Source organism: Gordonia sp. 852002-50816_SCH5313054-c (assembly GCF_001665925.1).
GTDB lineage: Bacteria > Actinomycetota > Actinomycetes > Mycobacteriales > Mycobacteriaceae > Gordonia > Gordonia jacobaea.
In genome coordinates this window covers 15896-40283 of sequence record NZ_LZTE01000044.1, presented here as the reverse complement: position 1 = coordinate 40283, position 24388 = coordinate 15896, and the positions used below count along the sequence as shown (strand labels likewise).

Sequence of the window (24388 nt, the reverse complement as noted above, 5' to 3'; positions counted from 1 at the left end):
CTTTCAGGTGGATCGGGCGAGGATCACCCGACCGGGCTGGCCACGATCAGCAGCCTCAGTTCTGCTGCATACCCATCTGGGCCAGGACAATTGATTCGACGACGCCGACGATCGCGTAGAGGATGATCGACGCAACGGTGATGACGAGTACCGACGCCCACAGCTCGTTGTATGCCGCCGCGGGCAGCGCCTGCTGCAACGTTGCACCGAGTCCCTTGTTGGTGCCGAGCCATTCGGCGACGGTCGCGCCGACGAGCGCACCGGGAACCGAGATCTTGGCGGCACTGAACAACGAGGGCACCGCCGAGGGAATTGCGGAGCGTCGTAACGCAGTCCATCGATTACCGCCGTACACGGCGATCACGTCGTTGATCTGTGTGGGCGCGTTCGCCAGGCCGGTCATGATCATGACGAGCGCGGGAAAGAACACCACGATTCCACCCATCACGGCGACCACCCCGATTCCCCGCCCGACGACAAGGGTGATCAGCGGTGTCATCGCGACCAACGGCACCGAGCGCAGCAGCATCGCTATCGGCATGAATGTCTGTGCGGCAGGGCGTGATACGACGAACAGCGCCGCCACGAGCAGCGCCGCGGTCATTCCCACGACGAAGCCGATCGCGGCGTCGGTCAGGGTGATGGCGAGATTATCGAAGATCTCCGACCTCGCGTCGGCAGCGCCGGGCTCGGTGAACAGGTATTGGAACACCTGCACAGGGGTGCGTCCGATGATGGGTCCGATGTCGGGGAAGGCGAGCAGGAACAGCCACCAGATCACCAGGATCAACACAAAGGAGGTGACGAGTGATCCGAGGAACTTGGTGATCTGCCAGAGCAGCGCTCCGATGTTCGGACCTGTAGCAACGCTTTCTGGCTGTCCGTTCGATGGTGTCGGTGTACCGGCGACCACCACGTCGGTCGTCGAATCGGTTGTGGGAGCGCTCATCCGAACACCTCCTTGCCCGCGGCCCAACGCGTTGCGAACCGGGCGACGATGGCGACGATCGCGTAGCCGACGCCCGCGACGGCACCACAGATCAGCGCGATCGCCCACACCTGCGGGATGTCGCCGCGCTGCTGCGCGACGATCATCGCCGGGCCGGCGCCCTTGTCCGGCATCGCGAGGAACTCTCCGAGGACGGCCCCGAGAACCGCGGCCGGTGCAGCTATCTTGATCGCGGCCAACGTGTTCGGAAGTGCAGCCTCGATCCGCACGCGCCGCAACTGCGACCAACGGCCACCGCCGTACACGCGGATCAGGTCGAGGCTTGCTTTGTTCGGAGACCGCAACCCGCTGAGCGTTCCGATCATGGTCGTGAAGAACACCGAGATGGCCGCGAGGAAGATGATCATCGTCTGCACCTGCGCGAAGGCCACCTGGATGATCGGCGCGACGGCGATGATAGGTGTGCAGTAGGAGATGATCGCGAGTTGAGTCGCCAAGCCCTCGATCGGGGGGATCACGATCACCAGCAAGGCAAGCAGGATCGCGAGCAGATTGCCCCAGAAGAAGCCGCGGAGCGCCAATCCGATTGTGGACGAGAAGTTTTCGGCGTAGTAGCTCCACCCGGTGTCGGCGATAGTCTGCACGACGGCCCAGGGAGTGGGAATCGTCCCGTGAAACCATTCCAACGCTCCGGCCATCGACCAGAGCACCAGCACGGCGACGATGCCGATGAGTCCCGCGGCCCACCGGTCGGCGCCTGCGACCGTGCGCGCCGACGACGTCCGTTCCACCACGGCGCTAGCCACTCGTGGCCTCGGAGATCGCGTCGGCGTCCGCGGTGTCGGGGACATCCCTGTCGGGCTCGGATGCGGCGGGTTGGGACTTCACGGGACCGTCCGATGCCGTGCCGCCGAACAGCAAGCCGGACAAATGGTCATGCAGCGCATGGAATTCCGGCGTGCGCATCATCTCGGGAACGCGCGGCCGGGGAAGGTCGACGGGCACCACTTCCACGACGCGACCGGGGCGCGGACTCATCACAGCGACGACGTCGGAGAGAAAGACCGCCTCGGCGATCCCATGGGTCACCATGAGTGTGGTGGCGGGCTTCTCGGTCCAGATACGGAGCAGTTCGATGTTGAGGCGCTGACGCGTCATGTCGTCGAGTGCGCCGAACGGCTCATCGAGCAGCAACGCGGTAGGACGCACGACGAGCGCCCGCGCGATGGAAACACGTTGTCGCATACCGCCGGACAGCATTGCCGGCTTGGCTTTCTCGAATCCGGTGAGGCCGACGAGTTCGATCAGATCCGACACCAATGCGTCGTCGGAGGGCATGCGTCCGACCTGGAGCGGCAACCTGATGTTGGATTCGACGGTCCGCCACGGCAACAGGGCAGAATCCTGAAAGGCGATGCCCAGCGAGTGATCTCGCTGCAGTTCTGTCGGCGACTGGCCGTTCATCAACGCGGTACCCGACGTCGGTTCCTCGAGTCCCGCGAGGATGCGCAGCACCGTCGACTTGCCGCATCCGGACGGACCGAGCAACGACAGGAACGAACCCTCCGAGGTCTTCAACGACACGTCGGACAGCGCGGTGACCGTGTTGGTCCCACGCACCGATCGGCTGGTGAAGGTCTTGGTCAATCCGGAGATGTCGATGCCGGTCCCCGGCGGCCGCTCTGACGCGCGTGACGTCGCCCCCTGTGCAGATGTCATGAGTTGCCACGCTAGAAGCGTTGTGTTTCACCGTGATTACCCGGCGGTTACTCCGGGCGCCGAGCGCGACAAGTGGCTACCCCGGAGATCAGCTCGGGCGCATGACCTGTCCGATGGTGGCAACCATCGCGTCGACAGCGAACTTCGGCTTCACGTTCTGGTCAAGGACTTCACGACATTCCAGCACGGCTTCGACACAGCGGAGCAATTGCTCCGGAGAGGCATACGCGGCCATCGGAACAGCGATGTCGGCAGCCTTGTCCGGGTGCATCGCAGTGACCTGTGCACCCATCGAGACGACGAGGGCGTCGCGGTAGAGAGCCGCGAGGTCGACGAGCGCACGGTCGAGGGTGTCGCGTCCGACGCGGGTGGCGCGCGACTTCTGGCGCTTCTCAAGCTCTTTGAGTGCGCCCGCGGTTCCGCGGGGCGGTCGGGCGGTCCCCTTGCCCGTGCCACCAGCGCCAAGGGCGGTCTTCATCTCCTCGGTTTCGGCTTCGTCTCGTTCGGCACTGATCGCCTTCGCGGCAGCGTCGGCCGACTTCACCAATTCCTCTGCGGCCGCGTAGGCCGTCGAATCGCGGGTGGCCGCGCGCGCGAGTGCCAATGCTTTGTCGCGTTGCTCGCGAGCCTCGGGGTCGGTGGCGAGGCGTCGGGCACGTCCGATGTGGCCGCCGCAGACCGACGCGGCCCACCGCGCGGCCTCGGCGTCGAGTCCGTCGCGGTCGATGAGGACGCGTTCGATGTCGGCGACGGTCGGCGTTGCCAGCGGGACATGCCTGCATCGCGAACGAAGTGTGACGGAGATGTCCTCCGGGTCGACGGACGGCGCGCACAGCAGAAAGACCGTGCGCGACGGCGGCTCCTCGACGACCTTCAGCAGCGCGTTGGCCGCCTGCTCCGTCAGCCGGTCGGCATCTTCGACGACGACGATCTGCCAGCGACCGGTACCCGGCCGACGCGCGGCGGCCTGCACGATCTCGCGCATCGAGTCGACGGAAAGACTCAGCCCTTGCGGCACGATGTGCCGGACGTCGGCATGCGTCTGGGCCATGACCGTCACGCATGCGCGACACTCACCGCATCCGACGACGTCGGGATGTTGGCACTGCAGCGCGGCCGCAAAGCACGTCGCTGCGACCGATCGACCACTCCCGGGCGGACCGGTGAACAGCCAGGCATGCGTCATCGACGCCCGCGGCACGACGACGGACGACGGAGTGGGGCCGTCGAAGGTCGGGTCGTCGAAGTCTGGCTCGTCGAAGTCTGGGTCGTCGAAGTCGGCAGCGTCCAGGACCGATGCGTCGAGCTCTGCGGCGTCGAAGTCAGCAGTGGGGGTGGACGGGCCTGCGTCGAGGCGCGTGGCGAGGACCCTGGCCGCCGTTGCGGCGTCGGTCAGCTCCTGCGCCACAGCCCGCTGCCCGGTGAGCCGGTCGAAGACATTTGTCACATCACCAGCGTAATCCGCAGTTCGGACACCCCGGCTTGTGGATGAACGTTTAACAATTGCAAGCAGCCAGATACCGTAAAGGTCGTGGTTGAACGTCGATCCAGGCTGTCTTACGGCTTGCACCTGGCCAAATGGCTAGCGCGCACGCCGTGGCCGATCCTCGCCCTCGACCTGTTGCGCGCAAATCTCGTTGGCGCGCTGTTCACCTTCGCGTTTCTTCGCTTCGGTATGCCGTCGCAGGATTCGTTCCAGTTCAACGACATCACCGCACTCAATCAGGGCATTTTCCTTGCCTATCTCCTCCTGGCGATGATCGTGGGCGGCGCGCTGAGTATCAAGCTGTCGTTGCCGGTACTCGTGTGGCACCGACGTCGAACGCGACTCGACAACGACATGGCCCGCAAGCGGGCGCTGCGTCTACCGGTGACGTTGTCGCTGGTCAACCTGGGTCTGTGGCTCATCGGCGGTGTGCTGTTCACCGCGGTCAACCTGACCGTCTCACACAAGGATGCGTTCATCGTTGCCGTCGCCAGCGCGATCGGCGCCCTCGTGACCTGTGTGCTCAGCTTCCTGCAGTCCGAAAAGGTGCTGCGCCCCATCACCGTCGCAGCGATGGCCAACAACCCCGACGACGCGATCGCGCCGGGCGTGACCACACGCATCGCCGTCTTCTGGGTCATCAGCGTTGTCGCGCCGATGGTCGTGATCGTCGGCCTCATCTTGCTGCAACGCATTCACTTCATCGCGACCGACGCCACCGGGCTGCTGCGCCCCATTCTGTGGATGTGCCTGGCGTCGCTGGCGTTCAGTCTGCTGGCCATCGTGCGCGTCGTACGCGCCATCAACGACCCCATCAAACAACTCCGCGCTGCACAGACACGAGTGAGCGAAGGCGACCTGACCACTGCCGTCAAGATCTACGACGGCTCCGACCTCGGGCTTCTGCAGGCAGGCTTCAACGACATGGTCGCCGACCTGCGCGAGCGGCAGCAGCTACGCAACCTGTTCGGCAGGTACGTCGGCGAGGATGTCGCGCGCAAGGCCATCGAGACCGGGACAGAACTCGGCGGCGAGGAACGCTACGTCGGGGTGTTGTTCGTCGACATCGTCGGCTCGACGCGGCTGGCCGTGAATCGGCCACCGCGAGAGGTCGTCGACCTGCTGAACGAGTTCTTCCGAGTCGTGGTGGCCGTCGTCGGACGTCACGGCGGATTCGTGAACAAATTCCAGGGCGACGCCGCGCTCGCGATCTTCGGCGCACCGCTGAACCTCGACGACTTCGCCGGTCAGGCACTCGCCGCGGCGCGGGAGATGCGCCAGGAGTTGTACGAGACACTCGGCGACACCGACATCGGCATCGGCGTCTCCGCAGGCAAGGCCATCGCTGGCCACATCGGCTCGGAGCAGCGGCTGGAGTACACGGTGATCGGCGACCCGGTCAACGAGGCCGCGCGCCTCACCGAACTGGCCAAGGACGAACCGACCCGCGTGCTCGGCTCGGCCCGCGCGGTGTTCCTCGCCTCGAGCGAAGAGGCGAAGAACTGGGACATCGGCGAGGGCGTCGAGCTGCGCGGCCGCGGCATCGAGACGCTGCTCGCCCGCCCGCACCTGTCGCCGTACCGGCGCTAGGGGCGGTGGTTTCGACACGGCAGCTCGCTACGCTCGCGGCCTGCTCAACCAGCGGGTGTACCCGCTGATCGAGCTTGTCGAGATCACCCAGCGGGGTGCACCGCTGATCGAGCGCCCACCCGCTGATCGAGCTTGTCGAGATCACTCCTCGGCCGGCGGGGCGCTCTTCTTCGCGGCGGTCTTCTTCGCGGTCGTCTTCTTCGCAGCCGTGGTCTTCTTGGCCGCGGTCTTCTTCGCGGCCGTCTTGGTTGCGGTCTTCTTCGCGGGCGTCTTCTTCGCGGTGGCCTTCTTCTTCGTGGCCTTCTTCGCCGGGCCGCGGGCGCGGCGGTCGGCGAGGAGTTCCATCGCCCGCTCAGGAGTGATGGTCGCGACGTCGTCGCCCTTGCGCAGGCTGGCGTTGGTCTCGCCGTCGGTGACGTACGGGCCGAAGCGGCCGTCCTTGATCACCATCGGCTTGTCGCTGACCTCGTCGTTCTTCTCGAGATCGCGCAGCGGGGGTGCTGCGGCCTGCCGTCCCCGACGCTTGGGCTCGGAGTAGATCTTGAGCGCCTCGTCGAGCGTGATCCCGAAGATCTGGTCTTCGTTGGCCAGCGACCGCGAGTCCGTGCCCTTCTTCAGATACGGTCCGTAGCGGCCGTTCTGCGCGGTGATCTCGTCGCCGGATTCCGGGTCGGCGCCGACGACCCGCGGCAGTGAGAGCAGTTTGAGCGCGTCGTCGAGTGTGACCGTCGAGATGTCCATCGACTTGAACAGCGAACCCGTCCGCGGCTTGGGTCCCGCCTTCTTCGCGGCCTTCTTGGCAGTCTTCTTCGCGACCGTCTTGGTGGCCGTGCCACCGCCCGCGGGCACGTCGTCGAGCGGCACCACACCGCCCTCGCCACCATCACGAGGAGTAGGACCTGCGGGAATTGTGGACGGCGCAGCGCCGCCACCCGAACCGTCCTCGTCGTCGTCGGACGGCAGGATCTCGGTGACGTACGGTCCGAATCGTCCTTCCTTCGCGACGATCTCGTGTCCGCTGACCGGGTCAACGCCGAGCGAGCGTCCCTCCTGCGGCGTCGAGAACAGCTTCTCCGCGACCTCGAGCGTCAGCTCGTCGGGAGTCATATCGGCAGGCAGGTTGGCCCGCTGGAGATCCGGTTCCGCGTCGGGTGACGTCGCCACGTTGCGTTCGAGGTACGGCCCGAACCTGCCGACTCGGACGTACACCGGGCGGCCCTGCTCGTCGTCGAACAGCTTGATCGAGTTGACCTCGCGGGCGTCGATCTCCTCGAGATTCACGCCGACGAGCTTCTTCAATCCGCCGTGTTTGGCGATGTCGGAGCCTGCGATCTCCGGCACTTCGCCCTGATCACCGCTCGACGACTCGTCGGCCGCCTTGTCGCCGAAGTAGAACTCGGTCAGCCAGCGGGTGCGGTTCTCGTTGCCGTTGGCGATCTGGTCGAGGTCGTCCTCGAGCGACGCCGTGAAGTCGTAGTCGACGAGATTCTCGAAGTACGCCTCCATCAACCCGACGACAGCGAATGCGATCCACGACGGAACCAGCGCGCTGCCCTTCTTCACCACGTAACCGCGGTCCTGGATGGTCCCGATGATCGACGCATAGGTCGACGGTCTGCCGATGCCCAGCTCTTCGAGCACCTTGACCAGCGACGCCTCGGTGTAGCGCGCGGGCGGGTTGGTCGAGTGACCGTCGGCCTCGAGGTCGGTGGCCGTGAGGTGCTGGCCCTCGGTCAGCTGCGGCAGCCGTGTCTCGGCGTTGTCGGCCTGGCCGCCTGCCTGCTCGTCGACGGTCTCGACGTACGCCGACAGGAAGCCGGGGAACGTGATGGTCCGACCCGACGCCGCGAACGTGCAGCGCTCGCCGTTGCCGCCCTGCCCGCTCGCGGTGCCGGCGATACGCAGGCTCAGCGTGGTGCCGCGCGCGTCGGCCATCTGCGACGCGACGGTCCGCTGCCAGATCAGCTCGTACAACCGGAATTCGTCTGCTTCGAGCTGACCGGCAACCTGGCCGGGAGTCCGAAACGTCTCGCCCGACGGTCGGATCGCCTCGTGCGCCTCCTGAGCGTTCTTGACCTTGCGGGTGTATTGCCGGGGCGTGGCATGCACGAAGTCGGCGCCGTACAGATCGCGAGCCTGTGCTCGTGCGGCGTTGATCGCCGACTCGCTCAGCGTCGTCGAGTCGGTACGCATGTAGGTGATGTAGCCGTTTTCGTACAGGCGCTGCGCAATGCGCATCGTGCGATCGGAGGTGAAGCGCAGCTTGCGGCCCGCCTCCTGCTGCAGCGTCGAGGTCATGAACGGCGCATACGGCTTGCGCGTGTAGGGCTTTTCCTCGACCGAGGTGACCGTCATGTCGGCACCGTCGAGGGCTGTGGCCAGGGCCGTCGCCCGCTCCCGATCGAGTACGACGACGCCCTCGGCGCGCTTCAGGTTGCCGCGTGAGTCGAAATCGCGACCGGCAGCGACCCGCGCGTCGTCGACCGACACGAGCCGCGACGAGAAGGTGCGTGGGGTCGTCGACTCACCGGCGTCGAGCGTGGCGTCGACGTCCCAGTACTCGGCCGACACGAACGCCATGCGCTCGCGTTCACGTTCGACGATGATGCGCGTTGCCACCGACTGCACACGGCCCGCCGACAACTTCGGCATGACCTTCTTCCACAGCACGGGTGAGACCTCGTACCCGTAGAGGCGGTCGAGGATGCGTCGGGTCTCCTGCGCGTCGACGAGGTCGATGTCGAGGTCGCGCGGGTTCTCGGCCGCGGCGCGGATCGCAGGCTCGGTGATCTCGTGGAACACCATGCGCTTGACCGGGATCTTCGGCTTGAGCGTCTCGAGCAGATGCCAGGCGATCGCCTCACCCTCGCGGTCGCCGTCCGTCGCGAGATAGAGCTCGTCGACATCCTTCATTAACGACTTCAGTTCGGAGACCGTCGACTTCTTGTCTGCCGAGACCACGTACAGCGGCTCGAAGTTGTCGTCGACGTTGACACCGAGCCGCGCCCAGGGCTGGCCCTTGTACTTCGCCGGAACGTCGGCGGCACCCCGTGGCAGGTCACGAATGTGACCGCGCGAGGACTCCACGACGTAGTTGCCCCCCAGATACCCCGCGATCTTGCGCGCCTTGGTCGGCGACTCGACGATCACCAGTCGTCGGATCGCTTCTCCTTTTGCGGGTGCGGTGGTGCTGGTCTCGGCCAACGGGTGTCCTTCGGTTTGGACCCGCCCGCCGCGTGCCGGTTGGCCGGCGGGTGGGGTCTCGTCTCGTTTGAGGTTTGTACCTTATGTATAGCGCCATTTGCACATCGGAATTCACGATGGGCGGGTATCCACCACGCGATTCGACGACGCTGCCGACCATAACGCCAGGTCAACGCTGAATATGCCGAGCGCGAAACGATGTGTGTCGTTCGTCAGTCCCCGACGTCCGGCCAGTCCGCCTGCGCCCCCGCGATAAGAGGTGCCTCGCCGACGTACTCGCAGAGACGAGCGAGTCGACGACGACCCGAGATCCGTAGAGCGGGCGAATGGATTCGCGTGCCAACAAGGGTAGGTGCAATCCCGGTCCGCATCAGCGCAGTCGCGAGTTGCGCATGCGTATCCGGCGCATGTGGATCGAGTCCGAGCTGGTAGTGCCCGGCATCGGTCGAGCCCGCGGCGATCGTCCAGAGTCGCAGCGCACGCGGGCCGGGTACCCAGCCTGCGGGAACTGCCTTGACCGCGCCGCGCGACCAGGCTGCATGCAGAGTGTCGAGGAGCGGAGTGAGCGCGGTGCGTGCGAGCGGATTGCCCTCGTCGGACTCGGCGAGCTCGGTGTCGACACCGCAGGCCTTCATCTCCTCCACCACGGCTGACGCGCGCCATGGCGCCGACAGCACGATCGATACGCGCGTACCACCCGCGCCCGACCCGCTACCTGCGATGCGCGACGACTGTCCGTGCGCTGCGAGAAGACCACCGAGGTCGTCGAGCGACGGCTCGTCGAGTTCGGCGGAGAAGAACGCCAATTGGCCCACGCACCAGACAATACTGGTGCCTTGCCTACTGGGGCGTCGAACAGAGGGACGTCGAACGCCGCGGCTACGAGGTGGCCGGTCACGTGGCAGACGGGCGCTGACAGACGAACGCTCCCGCCCTCGAAAGAGGACGGGAGCGTTGCATCGATCAAGCTCGTCTGTTGAGCCGAAGTCTCAGACGGCGCGGACGCCCGTCGCCTGCGGACCCTTGGTGCCCTGTCCGACCTCGAACTCCACGCGCTGGTTCTCCTCGAGGGTACGGAAGCCGTTGCCCTGGATCTCCGAGTAGTGGACGAACACGTCGTCATTGCCCTCATCGGGAGCAATAAAGCCGAAGCCCTTCTCCGCGTTGAACCACTTCACAGTCCCCTGTGCCATTCCTGCAATCCTTTACATACATTCAAACTGTCCCGACACGCTGGTCACGTGTCGCGGCCGGTCGTACCGCCATACCTCGGAGAACGCCGATGGAAGAGTTCGTGGACGAACACCATTCGGCCTGACAACTTCAGTACCACGGCTGCAACCCGATCCCGCGCGATCACCGCAATCAGCGATGGCCGCCCGGGAGCTGCGGCCGAACTCAGTCAATCATGTTCGAGGCGACTTGGATAGTCGTCGCAATCACTCTGAGCCAAAAGCACCCGATTTTTCGACGTTCGAGACCGAAAGGTAACATCGTATGCAATGAAAACCGGCTGGCTCTAGGACATAATCACGCACTCGCACCGATTGGGGCCTCGCGAACCGAGATCGCCCGATCACCACGACATTTCGTCTATGCACCACTCCACGTTCGGCACCGAACTTCTTCGTCGCTCACTGGCCGGAACAGATCCGGACTCCAGTCCGGTAACCCATCTCTCGGTAATCGATTCCCGCTCAGCAACTTTCGCGCCCTGGCCGGAATGGATTTCGAGTGAGGTCCGCTCCGCTCTCGTCGATAGCGGAATCGAACGACCGTGGATTCATCAGACCGAGGCAGCCGACCACGCATTCGCAGGCCGACATGTATCGATTGCCACCGGAACTGCATCTGGCAAATCGTTGTCGTACCAAATGCCAATTCTGACGACGCTTCTCGCCGAACCACACTCGACCGCACTGTATCTCAGCCCGACTAAAGCCCTCGGCGCCGATCAACTCAAGGCACTCACGTCGATCATCTCCGGACGCCGCGACTTTTCTCACCTCCAACCGTGCGCGTACGACGGCGACACCGATTCCGAGATCCGACAGTGGGCTCGCGCACATTCACGGTGGATCTTCACCAATCCCGACATGCTGCACCTGGGGATACTCACCGGCGTCGCCACGCCTGGCACACACACCGGCGGCCCGTCGCGCGGCCAATGGCGACAGTTCTTCGCGCACCTGCGATACATCGTCGTCGACGAATGTCACCACTACCGTGGGGTGTTCGGGTCCAACACCGCGATGGTGCTGCGTCGACTGTTGCGTCTGGCACGTGCGTGCGGTTCGGAGCCGACGGTCATCGCGGCCAGTGCGACCGTCGCCGATCCCGCCGCCGCACTCGAACGACTCATCGGCGAACCCGCGGTCGGGGTCACACACGACGGATCGCCGCGAGGTGAGCGGACAGTCGCATTGTGGGAACCCGATTTCGTGCCGGGCGTGACCGGCGAGAACAATGCTCCGGTACGACGATCCGCAGATGCAGAGGCATCCCGCCTGCTTGCCGACTTCGTCGTCGAGGGCGCTCGCACACTGTGTTTCGGACGCAGCAGACGGGGCGTCGAGATCGCAGCACTGCGGGCTCGTGATCTGTTGTCGCACAGCACTCCTGACCTCGTCGACAAGGTGGCCGCCTATCGCGCAGGGTATCTCGCCGATGATCGTCGTCGACTCGAAGCCGCGATCTCCGACGGCAGGCTCGTCGGGGTGACGACCACCAACGCACTCGAACTCGGCGTCGACATCACCGGACTCGACGCGGTGATCATTGCGGGCTACCCGGGAACCATCGCCTCGTTCTGGCAGCAGGCGGGACGTGCTGGGCGCCAACGTGAATCAGGCGATGCGCTCGTCGTCCTGATCGCGCGTGACGACCCGCTCGACACGTATCTGGTCCACCATCCCGACGCGCTACTCGCCACGCCGGTCGAGGCGCCCGTGATCGATCCGACCAACCCGTACATCCTCGCGCCGCACCTGCTGTGTGCAGCCACCGAGTACCCGTTGGGGGACAACGAGATCGAGCGCTGGGGCGCGCGCGACGCCGTGCAGCAACTCGCCGCCGACGGTCTACTCCGCAAGCGCAAGGCGGGCTGGTATCCGGCCGCGGGCGTAGAACCCCACGGCGACATAGACATTCGCGGTGGAATCGGCGGGCAGGTCCTCATCGTCGATGCGACGACGTCGGAGCTGCTCGGGACCGTCGACGCCGGTCGCGCACCCGCCACGGTGCATCCCGGAGCGCTACACATTCACCAGGGCGAGAGCTATATCGTCGACGAACTCGACCTCGACGAGGGACTCGCGCTGGCTCATCCCGAGGAGCCGGACTGGACGACGTCGGCGCGTGAGACCACGGACGTGTCGGTGACGTCCGTCGTTTCGTCGAACACCTACGGACCGCTGTCGGTGGCGTTCGTCGAAGTCGACGTCAGCCATCAGGTCGTCGGATATCTGCGGTCGCTTCCGTCTGGCGAGGTTCTCGACGCCGTCGAACTCGACATGCCGCGTCAGACCCTGCACACGCGCGCGGTCATGTACACGCTGACGCCGGAGTCGCTGTCCGACGTGGGTATCGACGCCACGCGCCTGCCGGGTGCCCTGCACGCCGCGGAGCATGCGGCGATAGGCATGCTGCCCCTCGTCGCGACGTGCGACCGATGGGACATCGGAGGGCTCTCGACCAACCTGCACCCCGACACCGGACTTCCGACCGTCTTCGTCTACGACGGCTATCTCGGCGGCGCGGGTTTCGCCGAGCGTGGGTACGCGCAGTTCGCGACGTGGATCGCGGCGACCGCGGACGCCATCTCCGAATGCGGGTGCGAGCTGGGATGTCCGTCGTGCGTGCAGTCACCGAAATGCGGCAACGGTAATGAACCGCTCGACAAAGCGGGAGCCCTGAGCGTGCTGCGATCTATCACACACCTGCTGCGGGATATGACCCACCTCGCAAGCTGAGTCATTTGTCCACGGCGTTGCGACGATTCGTCCCTTTTGTCGATCCGGCATGCACAGTCATCGGCGGTGAGCGCCGGCGAGTGGCGACGGCGTCCACCTGCGGGGTCCACCTGGCGACCCCGACTACTCACGACTGCTCGCCACCGGTTTCTAGGAGTGACAATGATGAACGCTGCCGTTCGCCCACGGGCGAGCATGATGGCCCTCGCCGGGTTCTCCGTGGCGAGTGCCGCGGTGATCGGGGCCGTCCCGTCGATGAGCCAGGCAGCCACGTATGCCGCAGCGATGCCAACGGCCGTGACGCAGGACGCCGCTGTTGCGGCCGCCGCAGCGCTGGCGACGCCACTTGCCGGAACACCTTCTGCAGCAACACCCTCTGCCGGAACACCTTCCGCTACCGATACCGACCCGCTGGCGATCTACCAGCAGGTGCTCACCAAGGCACAGGCTGCCATCGAGAAGCTGAAGAAGACGGCGTCGAAGACCGAGTACCCGATCCTCAACCAGCTGCTGGCGAACCAGACCGCGCTGGTCAACGGCATCATCAACGGGGCCGTCGCCGGTGAGTGGAAAGAGGGCAAGGCCGCCGACTTCTCGCCGATCTGGACCCAGATCCAGGCCGCACTCGACGGCTTGGACTCCGCGGGCATCGAAGCCAACGTCACCGCGGCACTCTCTGATCAGCTCCCCAAGCTGCTCGAAGCCGTCTCGACGTCGCTCTCGTCCGGCGACATCGAAGGCGCGATGAACAACCTGCTGCTCGCCGTGGTCACGCCGGTGTATTCCGTGATCAAGCCGACCAAGGCAGGCGGCGGAGTGGTCCCGACGCTCGTCAAGCTGCTCAACGTTCCGCTGAACGCCGGCCTCATCGCCGCGGGTGCGATCCCGAACGCCGACATCGCCGCCGCCATCTCGACACCGATCAGCAACGCCATCAAGGTGAACAACGTGATCGGCTCCGACTTCGCCTACATCGGGATGGGGATCATCAGCCCGGTCGCAGGCGGGATCGGCGGCTTCGGTCGCGGCGTGCAGAACGTGATCGACGCCCTGGGCACCAACGATCTCGAAGGCGCACTGACAGCACTCGTCCAGGCGCCTGCCATCACGCTCGACGGCTTCCTGCACGGCGGCTACGGACCGAGCGTCGGCGGACTGGTGGGCTTCAACGGAGTGCGCGTTGTCAGCGGCGGTTTGCTCGGAGGCGTGCTGCAGCTCTCCGGCACGGACGCCGACGGCACTCCCGCCATCGTCCTTCCGGGTACGGGATGGGTGCTCCAGCGCGTTCAGGAGGACATTCGCAAGGCCATCACGCCGAAGCCCCCGAAGAAGACCGTGAGCGCCGACATGGCCACGCTGGTCGCGGCTCAGACCGACTCGACCGTGACTGCTTCCGACGCGGCTGCGACCGCTTCCGATGCGGCTGCTTCGGATGCGGCTGCGCCGACGGCAACGGTTGCCGATTCCACAGAGGCACCCGCGCAGTCTTCCGGCGATAAGTCGGGCAGCGTCGAATCATCCGGCACGGCAGACGTTTCGGAGTCCGCTACCGACTCGACGTCGAGCAGCGCGGGTTCGAGCAGCACGGGTTCGAGCTCTGCGGGTTCGAAGGGAACCGGCTCGGCTGCCGACGCTGATACTGATGCCGACGCGGCAGACACCACGGAGTCTGCAGACTCCGCAACGTCGAAGTCCGAATCCGCCTCTGCAGGGAGCTCAGCGTCGAGCGAAAGCTAACGCTCTGATCCGACACACCACTCACGACGCCTCGGCGCCCGCGGATACTTACTCCGCGGGCGTCGAGCGCATTTGTGCGTCGTGTTCCGCGTCACAAGCTGAGTCACGCGGCTACCGGCTTGCGCGTATCCCGTCATTTTGCTGTGCGAACGAGGCACCCTCGACGACGGCGCGTCGGGTGGTGGTGCGCGCCGCAATCGGGTCGCTCGGGGGCGGACGAGGTTCTGGTGCCGCCACTGACAAGGAGTGACCATGAAGAACGCTGTCGTTCGCCCGGGGGTGGGCGCGTTGGCCCTCACCGGAATGTCCATCGCGAGCGCCGCAGTGATCGCAGCCGTCCCGGCGATGAGTCAGGCCGCGACGGTGGCCGCAACCGAGGGGGCAGCCTCGACGACGCAACTCGTCGCGGACACCGCAACCGTCGGCGCACATGCGTTGACCACCCTGGCCGCCGATGCCGACCCGACGCAGATCTACGCGGACGCGATCGAGCGGGCGCTCGCGAATATCAAAACGCTGCAAGCCAATTCGCCCGACAAAGCGCTGCCGATACTGAGCCAGGTGTTGGAGAACCAGCTCAATCTCGTCAAGGGCGTCGCCGACGGCGCTGCAAACGGCGAGTGGAAGGCGGGCACCAGCCCTGATTTCGCCGCGCTGTGGAAGCAGGCGTCCGAGGCCGCCGCCGGCGTCGGCCCAGGACTCTCGGGCGCGGTCAACGACGTTGCCGACGCACTGCGCAACGATGTTCCGCAGTTGCTCGCCGCGGTCACCGCCGCCCTGAAGGCGGGCGACATCGAGTCGGCGATGAACAACATCCTGCTGGTCGCCGTCGCGCCGATCTACGCGGCAATCAATCCGTCCACCGGATCAGTGATGCCCGCACTGATGAAGATCCTCGACGTGCCGCTCGACGCCGGTCTGGCGCTCGCCGGAGCGATCCCGAACGATCGGATCAGCGCTGCGCTGTCGGAGCCGTTCGCTGCGGGTAAGCGCCTGGTCTATCAGGTGCCGGACGTCGTACTCTTCGCCGGAATGGGCATCATCAGTCCGCTGGCCGGTGGCCTCGGGGCGGTCGGGCATGCTGTCCAGACCGTGGTCGACGGCGTTGAAGCCGGTGATATCGGCCAGGTCGCGACCGCGCTGATGCAAGCGCCGGGTGTCATGCTCGACGGCCTCATCAATGGCGGCTATGGCCCGAGCGTCGGCAACATCATCGGTCTCGGTGACTTCCCCGTCATCAATGGTGGTCTGCTGCACCCCGCGCTCGACAGCAGCTTCGACGAGGACGGTCAGCTCAACATCCTCCTGCCGGGCACGCTCGGCGCCCTGCAGCACATCGTGACGTCAATCGCGACTGCGCTGGCTCCGCTACCTCCGAAGACGTCGTACACCGTCGATGCGTCGTCAGTCGCGAGCGCGCCGATTGTCAGGGCTGCGACGCCGGTAGCGTCCGAAGCCCAGGACGCAACGGCCGCAACGGATCTCGCGGAGTCCGCTACCTCGTCGGAATCCACGGACTCCGGTTCGTCCGACGCCGGTGTGGTCACGCCGAGCGAGAGCGTCACGGGGTCAGGTGCCACGGGTGATGGTGTGACGGGGTCGGGCGGCGCCTCTGCACCTGCCACCGCCGGCAACGACACGGCCGGAGCGACCGACGACTCCACCGCAGCCGACCCCGGCACGACGAACGGCACCGACACTGCCGGCAAGGGATCTGCGGGCACTGGTTCTGCCGACGCCGGTTCTGCCGAAGCCGGAGGAGCCGCGAGTTCCGACGCCACCGCCTCGGCCGACTCCGACGCCACGTCGTCACCGTCGTCGGCTTCGAGCAGCAACGCGTCGAACGCGTCGTCGACGAGCGGCTCCGCCTCGAAGTAGCAGCTCCACGAACAACGCGGCGCCCATGACCACCACGGTCGTGGGCGTCGCTGTGTTCTGCCACCGTGCAAGGCCGGACGTGCCGACTCCTGCTTCCGGCAACCCGGACATCTGGGCGCCCCCGGGGTGAGCTACATTGTTGCTTGTACTTGCAAGTAACTTAGCTCACAGGGGAGGTCACCGGGCGGTGGTGTCACACACCCTGACGGCGCGCGACCGGCTTCTTGCATCACTGAGCTCATTCGTCTCGTCGCCGACTGACCATTCGATTGCGCTGGTCGGCGCACCGGGCACCGGGCGCACAGCACTGCTGGCCGCGGCCGAACGTATGGCGTCGGACGCCGGGTACCGACTCGCGCGGCTGAACACCCGCGCCGGCTCCGAGTCAGTCCTGACCGAACTGGCCGCCCACCTCCGCGAATCCGACACATCAGAGCCTCACTCGGACACAGACGCGGACGATGATGCCACCGATCTGCGACAGACGCTGCTCAGCCTTGCGCGTCGGCCTCGATCTCACTCGCTACTCATCGGACTCGACGACGCCGACCAGCTCGACGACTCTGCCGCACAGACACTCTCGTTCCTGTGCCGACGCCTGGCCGGCAGCCGGGTCAAGCTCGTCACCACCTGCGTGCCGGGTGTCGCAGGTCTACCCAGTCATGCGGTCGACGTCGCGCTCGCGGTCCATCCGCTCGACGTGTCGTCGTCCGATCACTTTCTGCGCCTACACTTTCCGAGCCTTGATTCCGCTGATCGTCGTCGCATCACGCTTCGCGGAGACGGCCGCCCCCGCGAACTGGTCCGCGCAGGCTATCTCGCCATCGCGTCGACCGAGTCAGCACTTCCCGAGAGCGATTCCGCAACAGTCGGACTGGACTACGACGACGTCGCAGATCTTCTGCAACGTTCTGCGGCGCAGGCACTTCGGCACGGCGACTCCCACACTGCCGCCGACAATTTCAGACTCAGCGCCGCCCGCACGACAGACCCGCCCGCCAAGGCTCGACGACTAGCGGCGGCGTCGGCTCTGGTCTCTGCTGTGAGCGCCGATATCCCAACCGCCAGCGCACTTCTCGATGACGCATTGAGCACCGACGCCACAGCGACGCATTCGCTCGAAGCCGTCGTTGCGCGCTCGTACCTGTCGGCGAAGGCGCCGGAGTCGATCCGCGAGGCACAGCGAACCTTCGCGCGGGCGATTCGCGCACAGCCGTCGATTCCGGGCGACCGCATCCTCGACGACGCACTCTGGTCGCACTACCAGCTGTGCCATCTCGACGACCGGCCGGAGCACTGGTCAGAATTCACCGCCCTGGTCGCCCAGCACGCGGCGACAGCGCCGGAATGGGCACTGATTGCGGCGCAGACACTTTCGCCCGACCGCGCATCGCATGCGCACCTCGATACTCGGCTCGACCGACTGATCGACACCCTGCAACACTCAGCCGACAGCGCAGATGTAGTGCGCAGCGCTTTTGTCGCAACCTCGCGCAGCAGCAGCTACTGGTGGCGGGCAGCGTTGCATCGCGTGTGGAGCGACCCTCGCTCGTCGGTCACCTCGTCGGTGTGTGCCGCATGGATGCTCGGCTCGCACTATCTCGGTGCGGGACGCTGGGACGAGGCACAGCGGATTCTCGACGGCGGGATTGCCCTGTGCCGCGAGTCGGGACTGCAACTCTACGCACAGGCTTATCTCGTCAGTGCACGAAAACTGTTGTCGGCGTATCGCGGGGAGCTGCTCTCGACATCGACCGCATCCCTCGCAGTACCCGAGTGGATATCCAAGGGGGTCGGCGTCACGCGACACCATGGCCACCTCCAGGCGGTCACAGCTCTCGGCGCAGGTAATCCGCGGAGCGCGCTACGCATCTTCCGCGCCTCCAAAGATGGGCCCGCCGACGTCATCACTCGCGGCGACCGCGCCATCATCGACCTCGCCGAGGCCGCCTCCGAATGCGAATCACGTTCGGCAACAGAGTCGGTGGCGCAGGCGTTGACCGCAGTCGGTCCAGGGCCCGATCTCCGGCTCGCTTTCCTGCGTGCGGGTTCGTACGCGATCGTCACCGACGATGTCGAGGCATATCGCTCTGCGATCGCAACGCCCGGCGCCGACCGATGGCCGTTCGACGTCGCGCGAGTGCGCTTACACTTCGGGCGTCGGTTGCGCATGAACGGCCTCGGTCGCGCCGCGAGAGAGGAACTCTACCAAGCTCTCTCGACGTTCACCGTGCTCGGCGCCGACCACTGGTCTGCACGAACCGCCGATGAACTACGGTTGCTCGGCGAGTCGGTCACCACCTTCACACCGCCACGTAGATCCCCACAGATTTCCGCCACGGCAAATCGTATCGCCGAGATGGCCGTATCCGTAATGTCGAACCGTGCCATCGCAGCTCGGATGGGCATTGCACCGAGCACGGTCGGAAGCCATCTTTCGCACGTATACCGCACCGTCGGAGTCAGATCCCGTACGGCACTGCGTGATTGCGCCCTCTTCACCTGACCAGTCGGCCGGCGGGGCTGCCGGTCCTCGGCTTCGATACTGCGAGCACGTCTCGCAGTTCGACCCGCGATGTCACTCCCAGCTTCGCGTAGATCCGATACAGATGATTGCCGACGGTCCGATGAGAGATGTCGAGTCGTTCTGCGACAGTCTTGTTCGTGAGTCCGGCCGCGGCCATCTCAGCGATGCGCCGCTCGTAGGCGGTCAGCTCCGAGTCTGCGGCCGCCACGTTGCGTGTCGGTGCCGTGGCGTCGAGTTCCGCCTCGGCACGCGCGGCCCACGGCGTCGCACCGAGTTCGACGAACGTCGACAATGCTGCTCGCAGTTGCCTCCTGGCAGCGACGAGTTCCTGGTTACGTCGCAGTTCCATCCCGTAGGTGTACTGGATACGCGCGTACTCGAAGACCCACTGGTCGGCTCCGGGTAGCGCCAGCGCCTCCTCGAACAGTCGGCCCGAATCGTCGCCGCTGATCATGGCCCGGCACGCCAGCGCAATCAGGTCCAGCCGCGAAGAGATTCGACCGATCTGAGCTTCTTCGATGGCGGCGACATGCGCCCGCGCGTCGTCGTCACGACCGGTGCGAGTCGCCGATCGGACGAGATCGAGCGCAATCATTCCCGACATCGACACGTAGGGTCCGAGCCGACCGACCGGACTGACCGCCGTTGCATGTATGTACACCGAACCGACGTCCCCTCGCCCACCGGCGACCAACGTCCACAGGTGTTCGGCGAACCGGATGAGCACGAATGCACGACGCGGGATCGCCCAGGCACGCATGCGCGCCGCGAGTTGCTCCACCAGGTCGACCTCGCCACGAACCGCGGCCACCATACCGAGCAGGTAGTCGGCGAGCCAGCCGAGGTGATCGTGGCCGTCGACGCCGCAGACCGCCTTGGCCTGTCGTGCCAATTCGGTTGTGGTGGACCAATTACCACGGTGGAACGCGTCCTGCGCCAGCAGCAGCATCGCCCACACCGCCGCGATCGACGGCCTGCTCGTCACGTCGCGGCAGGTGTCGATGCCGTCGATCAGCTCATCGAGTACCGCACGACATTCGTCGATCCGGTCGAATGTCGCAGCCATCTCGGCGACCTCGCCGATCCACAACGGAGATTGATCGACCGACAATCCGGCGATCAGCGCGTCCAGAGTGGTCCGCTGCACGGCTGACAGCGTCGACGGCCCCCTCCAGAGTGCCGCCACAAGTCCGAGCGCAGACGACGCCTCGGGCGCCACCTCGTCGACGACCCGCCGATAACCGTCCCACAACTCCGCCCGCCCACCGAGCCAACACAACTCGCGCAGCGCCTCGACGGCCTCGAGAACCACCGGATCGTCGGAGTCGTGCGGCGCAGTGCGTTCGAACGCATCCATCAGCATTCGATACGCCGTGTCGACATCGCCGTCGTCGTCGATGACGATGACAGCCGACGCGGCGAGTGCGTCGGTGATCGAATTCTCGAAATGCCGCTGCCCTGTCTGCATTCCGACGAACATCTGTGCCGCCACTTCACGATCGACGCGCGCGGCAACCTGCGTTGCGCGAGCCAGTCGCCGGTGACGCTCACCGCGGTCACCGGTCAGCTCAACGGCTCGCTGAAGTCGGTCCAGCCCCGAACGCCACTCGCCGGTGCACAGGTCGGCCTCCGCGGCCACTTCGAGCCGAGCTGCCAGCGCGTCGTCGAATCTGGTTCTTCCCGTGGACAAGTCGGATTCGGACAAGTCGGATTCGATCCCGGCTGAGATGTACGTAACCCGAGCCAACGATCGATACGTCGCCGAGCGCTCGTCATCGGTTGCCGTGCTCATCAGCGCCGAGCCGAAGAGCGCTCGGGTGAAGCGGATTCGTTGCGGCTCCGCGGGGGTGGCCTCGCCGTCGAAGACGCTCACTTCGACGACCCCCGCGTCCAGCGCGGGAGTGACGACGTCCGAGTATGTGCGACTGCCGAGGGCCGCGAGAAGATCGTTGACCGGAATGTCGGGGGCCAACGCGTGCATCAAGAGCAGGCGCCGCGTCACACCGGGAAGCTCCGGCATGTTGGGAAAGAGTCTGTCTCGCAGCACAGTTGACATTGGAAGTACCGGCGGCAACGCCGCCGAGCCGTCGAGGTGGTCGTGCCGCAGCTCGGCGGGCACCGCGCGCAGCGCGAGTGGATTGCCTTCGGCAAGTGCCAATATGCGGCGCTGGACCTCGAGTGCCATGTTCGGGTGGGCCAGAGAGAGGAGTTTCGACGCGGCGTCGTCGACGAGTGGCACGACGTCGATGACCGTGCACGAGCCGAGCCCGCACTGCGTGTGCGCCGGAGCGGTTGCCACCACCGCCACACGTGGCAGCCGCGCCATCACGAGTGCGTCGAGCACGTCCTTCGAGCTCTGGTCCGCGTGTTGGAGATCATCGACGACGATGACGACCGGTGCGCGAGTAGACATCTCGGCAACAAGGGAGACAACAGCATCCGCCAGCGCTGGTGGCGTTGGCATTTCCCCAGCCTCCAGTCCGAGCGCGAGGCGCAGCGTCGAGACATGCTGCGATGCAACAGTTGTCGACCCATCGCCGAGATGCAGCAGAAGCACCTGCAGAAGCGCGTTGGGGAGGGACTGTTCAAAGGCGACCGCGCGCCCGAGCAACACCGCGGCCCCGGCCCGGCCTGCACCGTCCGCCGCGGCAGTCACCAGTGCCGTCTTGCCGACGCCCGGTTCGCCGCGCACCAGCACGACTCCCGAGTGGCCTGCGATTACGGAGTCGATGACAGCGCCTATTTCACGTTGTTCACGTTCGCGACCGAGCAACGTCCCGCGACGCACGTGCCCTGAAGGTTGTGCGTCCTCAGGTTGTGCGTCCTCAGGTTGTGCGTCGTCAGGTTGTGCATCGTCAGGTTGTGCGTCGTCGTCGGACCGCTCCGCGACACATTCGGCCGACACCCGATCATCTCCCGTAGGCAACACGCCGCGGACATACGCCCCGTAGGCAGCACTGCCCGCAGCAAATTCAATAGGCGAGAGCGGACCGGACAGGCACTCCCCGCAGAGCGCCCGACCGCTGGTCAGCAGTTTATCGCGGGGTCGCTGAGCCAGAGCCCGCGGGCGTGGATCTCAATGCGGGAACGCAAGTGCGCTCCCGGGTATCGGAGGGCCTTGTCCCGTTGAATCGATGTATGTCAATATTGACGGGTGTCGAATAAGAACTTGCTTCTCTTGCCAGGCCGCGGCCTGAGTGGTGACGAGACCGGAGCGGTTACCCCGCTGCTGAAGGCGCTCGCGGATCCGGTTCGGCTGCGGTTGCTGTCGGAGGTTGCCGCGCATCCGGGAGGTGAGGCGTGCGTGTGCGACATCTCCGGGCCGTTCGAGCTGTCGCAGCCGACGATCTCGCATCATCTCAAGGTGCTGCGTCAGGCGGGTCTGGTGACGAGCGAACGCCGCGCGACCTGGGTGTACTACCGTGTGAACACCGAAGCACTGCAACAACTGTCGGTCCTGCTGGGCGATCTCGCCATGGTTGTGGGGGAAACTCGTTCGTGCGAGGCCGACCAGTGACCACCACCGACACCGCGGTCGCGGCGAAGTTGTCGATGCTCGACCGGTTCCTGCCGGTGTGGATCGGCGCAGCAATGGTCGCGGGCCTGATGCTGGGCCGCACCGTTCCCGGCCTGGGTGACGCCCTGGCGGCCGTGGAGATCGACGGCATCTCGCTGCCAATCGCTCTCGGACTGCTGATCATGATGTATCCGGTGCTGGCCAAGGTGCGCTACGACCGACTCGACTCGGTCACTGGCGATCGTCGCCTGCTCCTGGGATCGCTCCTGCTGAACTGGATCGTCGGACCCGCGTTGATGTTCGCGCTGGCCTGGCTTCTGCTCCCGGACCTACCGGAATACCGGACCGGACTGATCATCGTCGGTCTGGCGCGCTGTATCGCGATGGTCATCATCTGGAACGACCTGGCGTGCGGCGACCGCGAGGCGGCTGCCGTCCTCGTCGCACTGAACTCGGTGTTCCAGGTGATCATGTTCGCCGTGCTGGGCTGGTTCTACCTTTCGGTGCTACCCGGATGGCTCGGCCTGGAACAGACGACCATCGACACCTCGCCGTGGCAGATCGCGAAGTCGGTGCTGATCTTCCTCGGAATCCCGTTGATCGCCGGCTATCTCACCCGCCGCATCGGCGAACGGGCCAGAGGCCGCGAATGGTACGAATCCTCGTTCCTCCCGCGATTGGGGCCGTGGGCCCTCTACGGTCTGCTGTTCACCATCGTCATCCTGTTCGCCTTGCAGGGGGAGCAGATCACCTCTCACCCGTGGGACGTCGTGCGGATCGCGCTGCCGCTGCTGATCTACTTCGCGGTGATGTGGGGTGGCGGATTCGTCCTCGGCGCCGCGATGGGGCTGGGTTACGCACGGACCACCACGCTGGCGTTCACCGCCGCCGGCAACAACTTCGAACTCGCCATCGCCGTCGCGATCGCGACCTATGGTGCGACCTCCGGCCAGGCTCTCGCCGGGGTCATCGGGCCACTGATCGAGGTCCCGGTTCTCGTCGCGCTGGTCTATGTGTCCCTGGCGTTGCGGAAACGCTTCACAACTCCCACTGCTTCTAGCCTAGATGTGTCGAAGGAGCCTGCTCGCGATGTCTGAGAATGCGTTGGACGAACACCTACGTCGCGGTGAACACCGCGAGCAGCCCGAACTGTTGATGCCTCATACCGTGTTGGCCCGTACCGCCGCCGACTTGGCCGCCAAGTACGAAGGGGTGGTGTCTCGCCAGACGGTAGAACGCTGTGTCTTCGAGTCCTACACCGTGTTACGGCGTACCTCCCGGGTGCATACGCATCTGACGACCTTGGCGGGCCGGTTCGCGGCTGATCGGTTACGCGCCCTCGCCCAGGCTGAGGGCGCGGTGCCCAAGGATGTGCCCGAGGTTCTCTTCATCTGCGTGCAGAACGCCGGCCGCTCGCAGATGGCCGCAGGATTGTTGACCCATCACGCCGCTGGGCGGGTACACGTGCGCTCAGCCGGGTCAACACCCGCGCACTCGATCAACCCGACCGTCGTCGAAGCAATGAGCGAGATCGGCGTCGACTTGGGTACGCAGTACCCCAAACCGCTAACCGACGATGTGGTCGCCGCCGCCGACGTGGTCGTAGCGATGGGTTGCGGCGACGCGTGTCCGATCTATCCCGGTAAGCGGTATCTCGATTGGACGGTCTCCGATCCTGAAGGCCGTCCACTAGGCGAGGTTCGCGCCATCCGCGATGACCTTGATGCCCGGGTTCGCGAGCTCCTTGCCGAGCTCACGGCCGACCGTGTGTGACTTTCCGAGCTTTCCTCCACAGCTGAAAGGGCCTGTG

Annotated in this window: 16 protein-coding genes; 8 read left to right on the top strand and 8 right to left on the bottom strand. The window is 65.6% G+C overall.

Features of this window, described 5'->3' with window-relative positions; translation table 11 throughout:
- Positions 1-55: 55 nt before the first annotated feature.
- The 4 genes from A5788_RS10790 to A5788_RS10775 form a co-directional block, all read right to left on the bottom strand.
- Positions 56-949, bottom strand: a complete 894-nt coding sequence (locus tag A5788_RS10790) for an ABC transporter permease (protein ID WP_197494536.1) — start codon at positions 947-949, stop codon at positions 56-58.
- Complete coding sequence (locus A5788_RS10785; protein ID WP_064868378.1) at positions 946-1755, bottom strand: ABC transporter permease; 810 nt, start codon at positions 1753-1755, stop codon at positions 946-948. The genes A5788_RS10790 and A5788_RS10785 overlap by 4 nt, the downstream gene beginning before the upstream one ends.
- On the bottom strand, positions 1748-2668 hold the full coding sequence (locus A5788_RS10780) for an ABC transporter ATP-binding protein (RefSeq protein WP_064868381.1): 921 nt from the start codon (positions 2666-2668) through the stop codon (positions 1748-1750). Before A5788_RS10780 ends, A5788_RS10785 begins: the two co-directional genes overlap by 8 nt.
- A gap of 88 nt (positions 2669-2756) precedes the next feature.
- Complete coding sequence (locus A5788_RS10775; RefSeq protein WP_064868384.1) at positions 2757-4115, bottom strand: DNA polymerase III subunit delta'; 1359 nt, start codon at positions 4113-4115, stop codon at positions 2757-2759.
- An 84-nt stretch (positions 4116-4199) separates the two neighbouring features.
- Here A5788_RS10775 and A5788_RS10770 point away from each other — a divergent pair, with 84 nt between their 5' ends.
- On the top strand, positions 4200-5744 hold the full coding sequence (locus A5788_RS10770; RefSeq protein ID WP_064868388.1) for an adenylate/guanylate cyclase domain-containing protein: 1545 nt from the start codon (positions 4200-4202) through the stop codon (positions 5742-5744).
- Positions 5745-5885: 141 nt separating this feature from the next.
- Here A5788_RS10770 and topA read toward each other — a convergent pair whose 3' ends face one another.
- The 3 genes from topA to A5788_RS10755 all read right to left on the bottom strand — a co-directional run bounded on the left by topA (position 5886) and on the right by A5788_RS10755 (position 10141).
- A complete protein-coding gene (topA, locus tag A5788_RS10765; RefSeq protein WP_064868391.1) occupies positions 5886-8948 on the bottom strand; it encodes a type I DNA topoisomerase in 3063 nt (1020 codons plus the stop codon).
- Between the two features lie 212 nt (positions 8949-9160).
- Positions 9161-9763, bottom strand: a complete 603-nt coding sequence (locus A5788_RS10760; RefSeq protein ID WP_064868394.1) for a hypothetical protein — start codon at positions 9761-9763, stop codon at positions 9161-9163.
- Between the two features lie 174 nt (positions 9764-9937).
- Entirely contained in the window at positions 9938-10141 is a 204-nt protein-coding gene (locus A5788_RS10755; protein WP_005171662.1) for a cold-shock protein, read from the bottom strand.
- Positions 10142-10543: 402 nt separating this feature from the next.
- On the opposite strand from A5788_RS10755, the gene A5788_RS10750 reads away from it, so the two are divergent.
- From A5788_RS10750 to A5788_RS10735, 4 genes are all read left to right on the top strand, one after another.
- Positions 10544-12919, top strand: a complete 2376-nt coding sequence (locus tag A5788_RS10750; protein ID WP_064868397.1) for a DEAD/DEAH box helicase — start codon at positions 10544-10546, stop codon at positions 12917-12919.
- A 162-nt stretch (positions 12920-13081) separates the two neighbouring features.
- Positions 13082-14656 (top strand): hypothetical protein, encoded by a 1575-nt coding sequence (locus A5788_RS10745; RefSeq protein WP_064868399.1) that lies wholly within the window; start codon positions 13082-13084, stop codon positions 14654-14656.
- Between the two features lie 252 nt (positions 14657-14908).
- Complete coding sequence (locus A5788_RS10740) at positions 14909-16534, top strand: hypothetical protein (protein ID WP_064868418.1); 1626 nt, start codon at positions 14909-14911, stop codon at positions 16532-16534.
- A gap of 190 nt (positions 16535-16724) precedes the next feature.
- Entirely contained in the window at positions 16725-19040 is a 2316-nt protein-coding gene (locus tag A5788_RS10735; RefSeq protein ID WP_231894356.1) for a helix-turn-helix transcriptional regulator, read from the top strand.
- Here A5788_RS10735 and A5788_RS10730 read toward each other — a convergent pair.
- Positions 19033-21966 (bottom strand): helix-turn-helix transcriptional regulator, encoded by a 2934-nt coding sequence (locus A5788_RS10730; protein WP_231894355.1) that lies wholly within the window; start codon positions 21964-21966, stop codon positions 19033-19035. The two genes, A5788_RS10735 and A5788_RS10730, sit on opposite strands and share 8 nt — an antisense overlap.
- A gap of 249 nt (positions 21967-22215) precedes the next feature.
- Between A5788_RS10730 and A5788_RS10725 the strand changes: the two genes are divergently transcribed.
- From A5788_RS10725 to A5788_RS10715, 3 genes are read left to right on the top strand one after another with little or no spacing between them, the layout of a single operon-like run.
- The gene (locus A5788_RS10725; protein WP_020173050.1) at positions 22216-22578 is read left to right on the top strand and encodes an ArsR/SmtB family transcription factor; all 363 of its coding nucleotides are present in this window, start codon (positions 22216-22218) and stop codon (positions 22576-22578) included.
- On the top strand, positions 22575-23675 hold the full coding sequence (arsB, locus tag A5788_RS10720; RefSeq protein ID WP_005193688.1) for an ACR3 family arsenite efflux transporter: 1101 nt from the start codon (positions 22575-22577) through the stop codon (positions 23673-23675). The genes A5788_RS10725 and arsB overlap by 4 nt, the downstream gene beginning before the upstream one ends.
- On the top strand, positions 23668-24351 hold the full coding sequence (locus A5788_RS10715) for an arsenate reductase ArsC (protein ID WP_006360545.1): 684 nt from the start codon (positions 23668-23670) through the stop codon (positions 24349-24351). Before arsB ends, A5788_RS10715 begins: the two co-directional genes overlap by 8 nt.
- Positions 24352-24388: the final 37 nt, after the last annotated feature.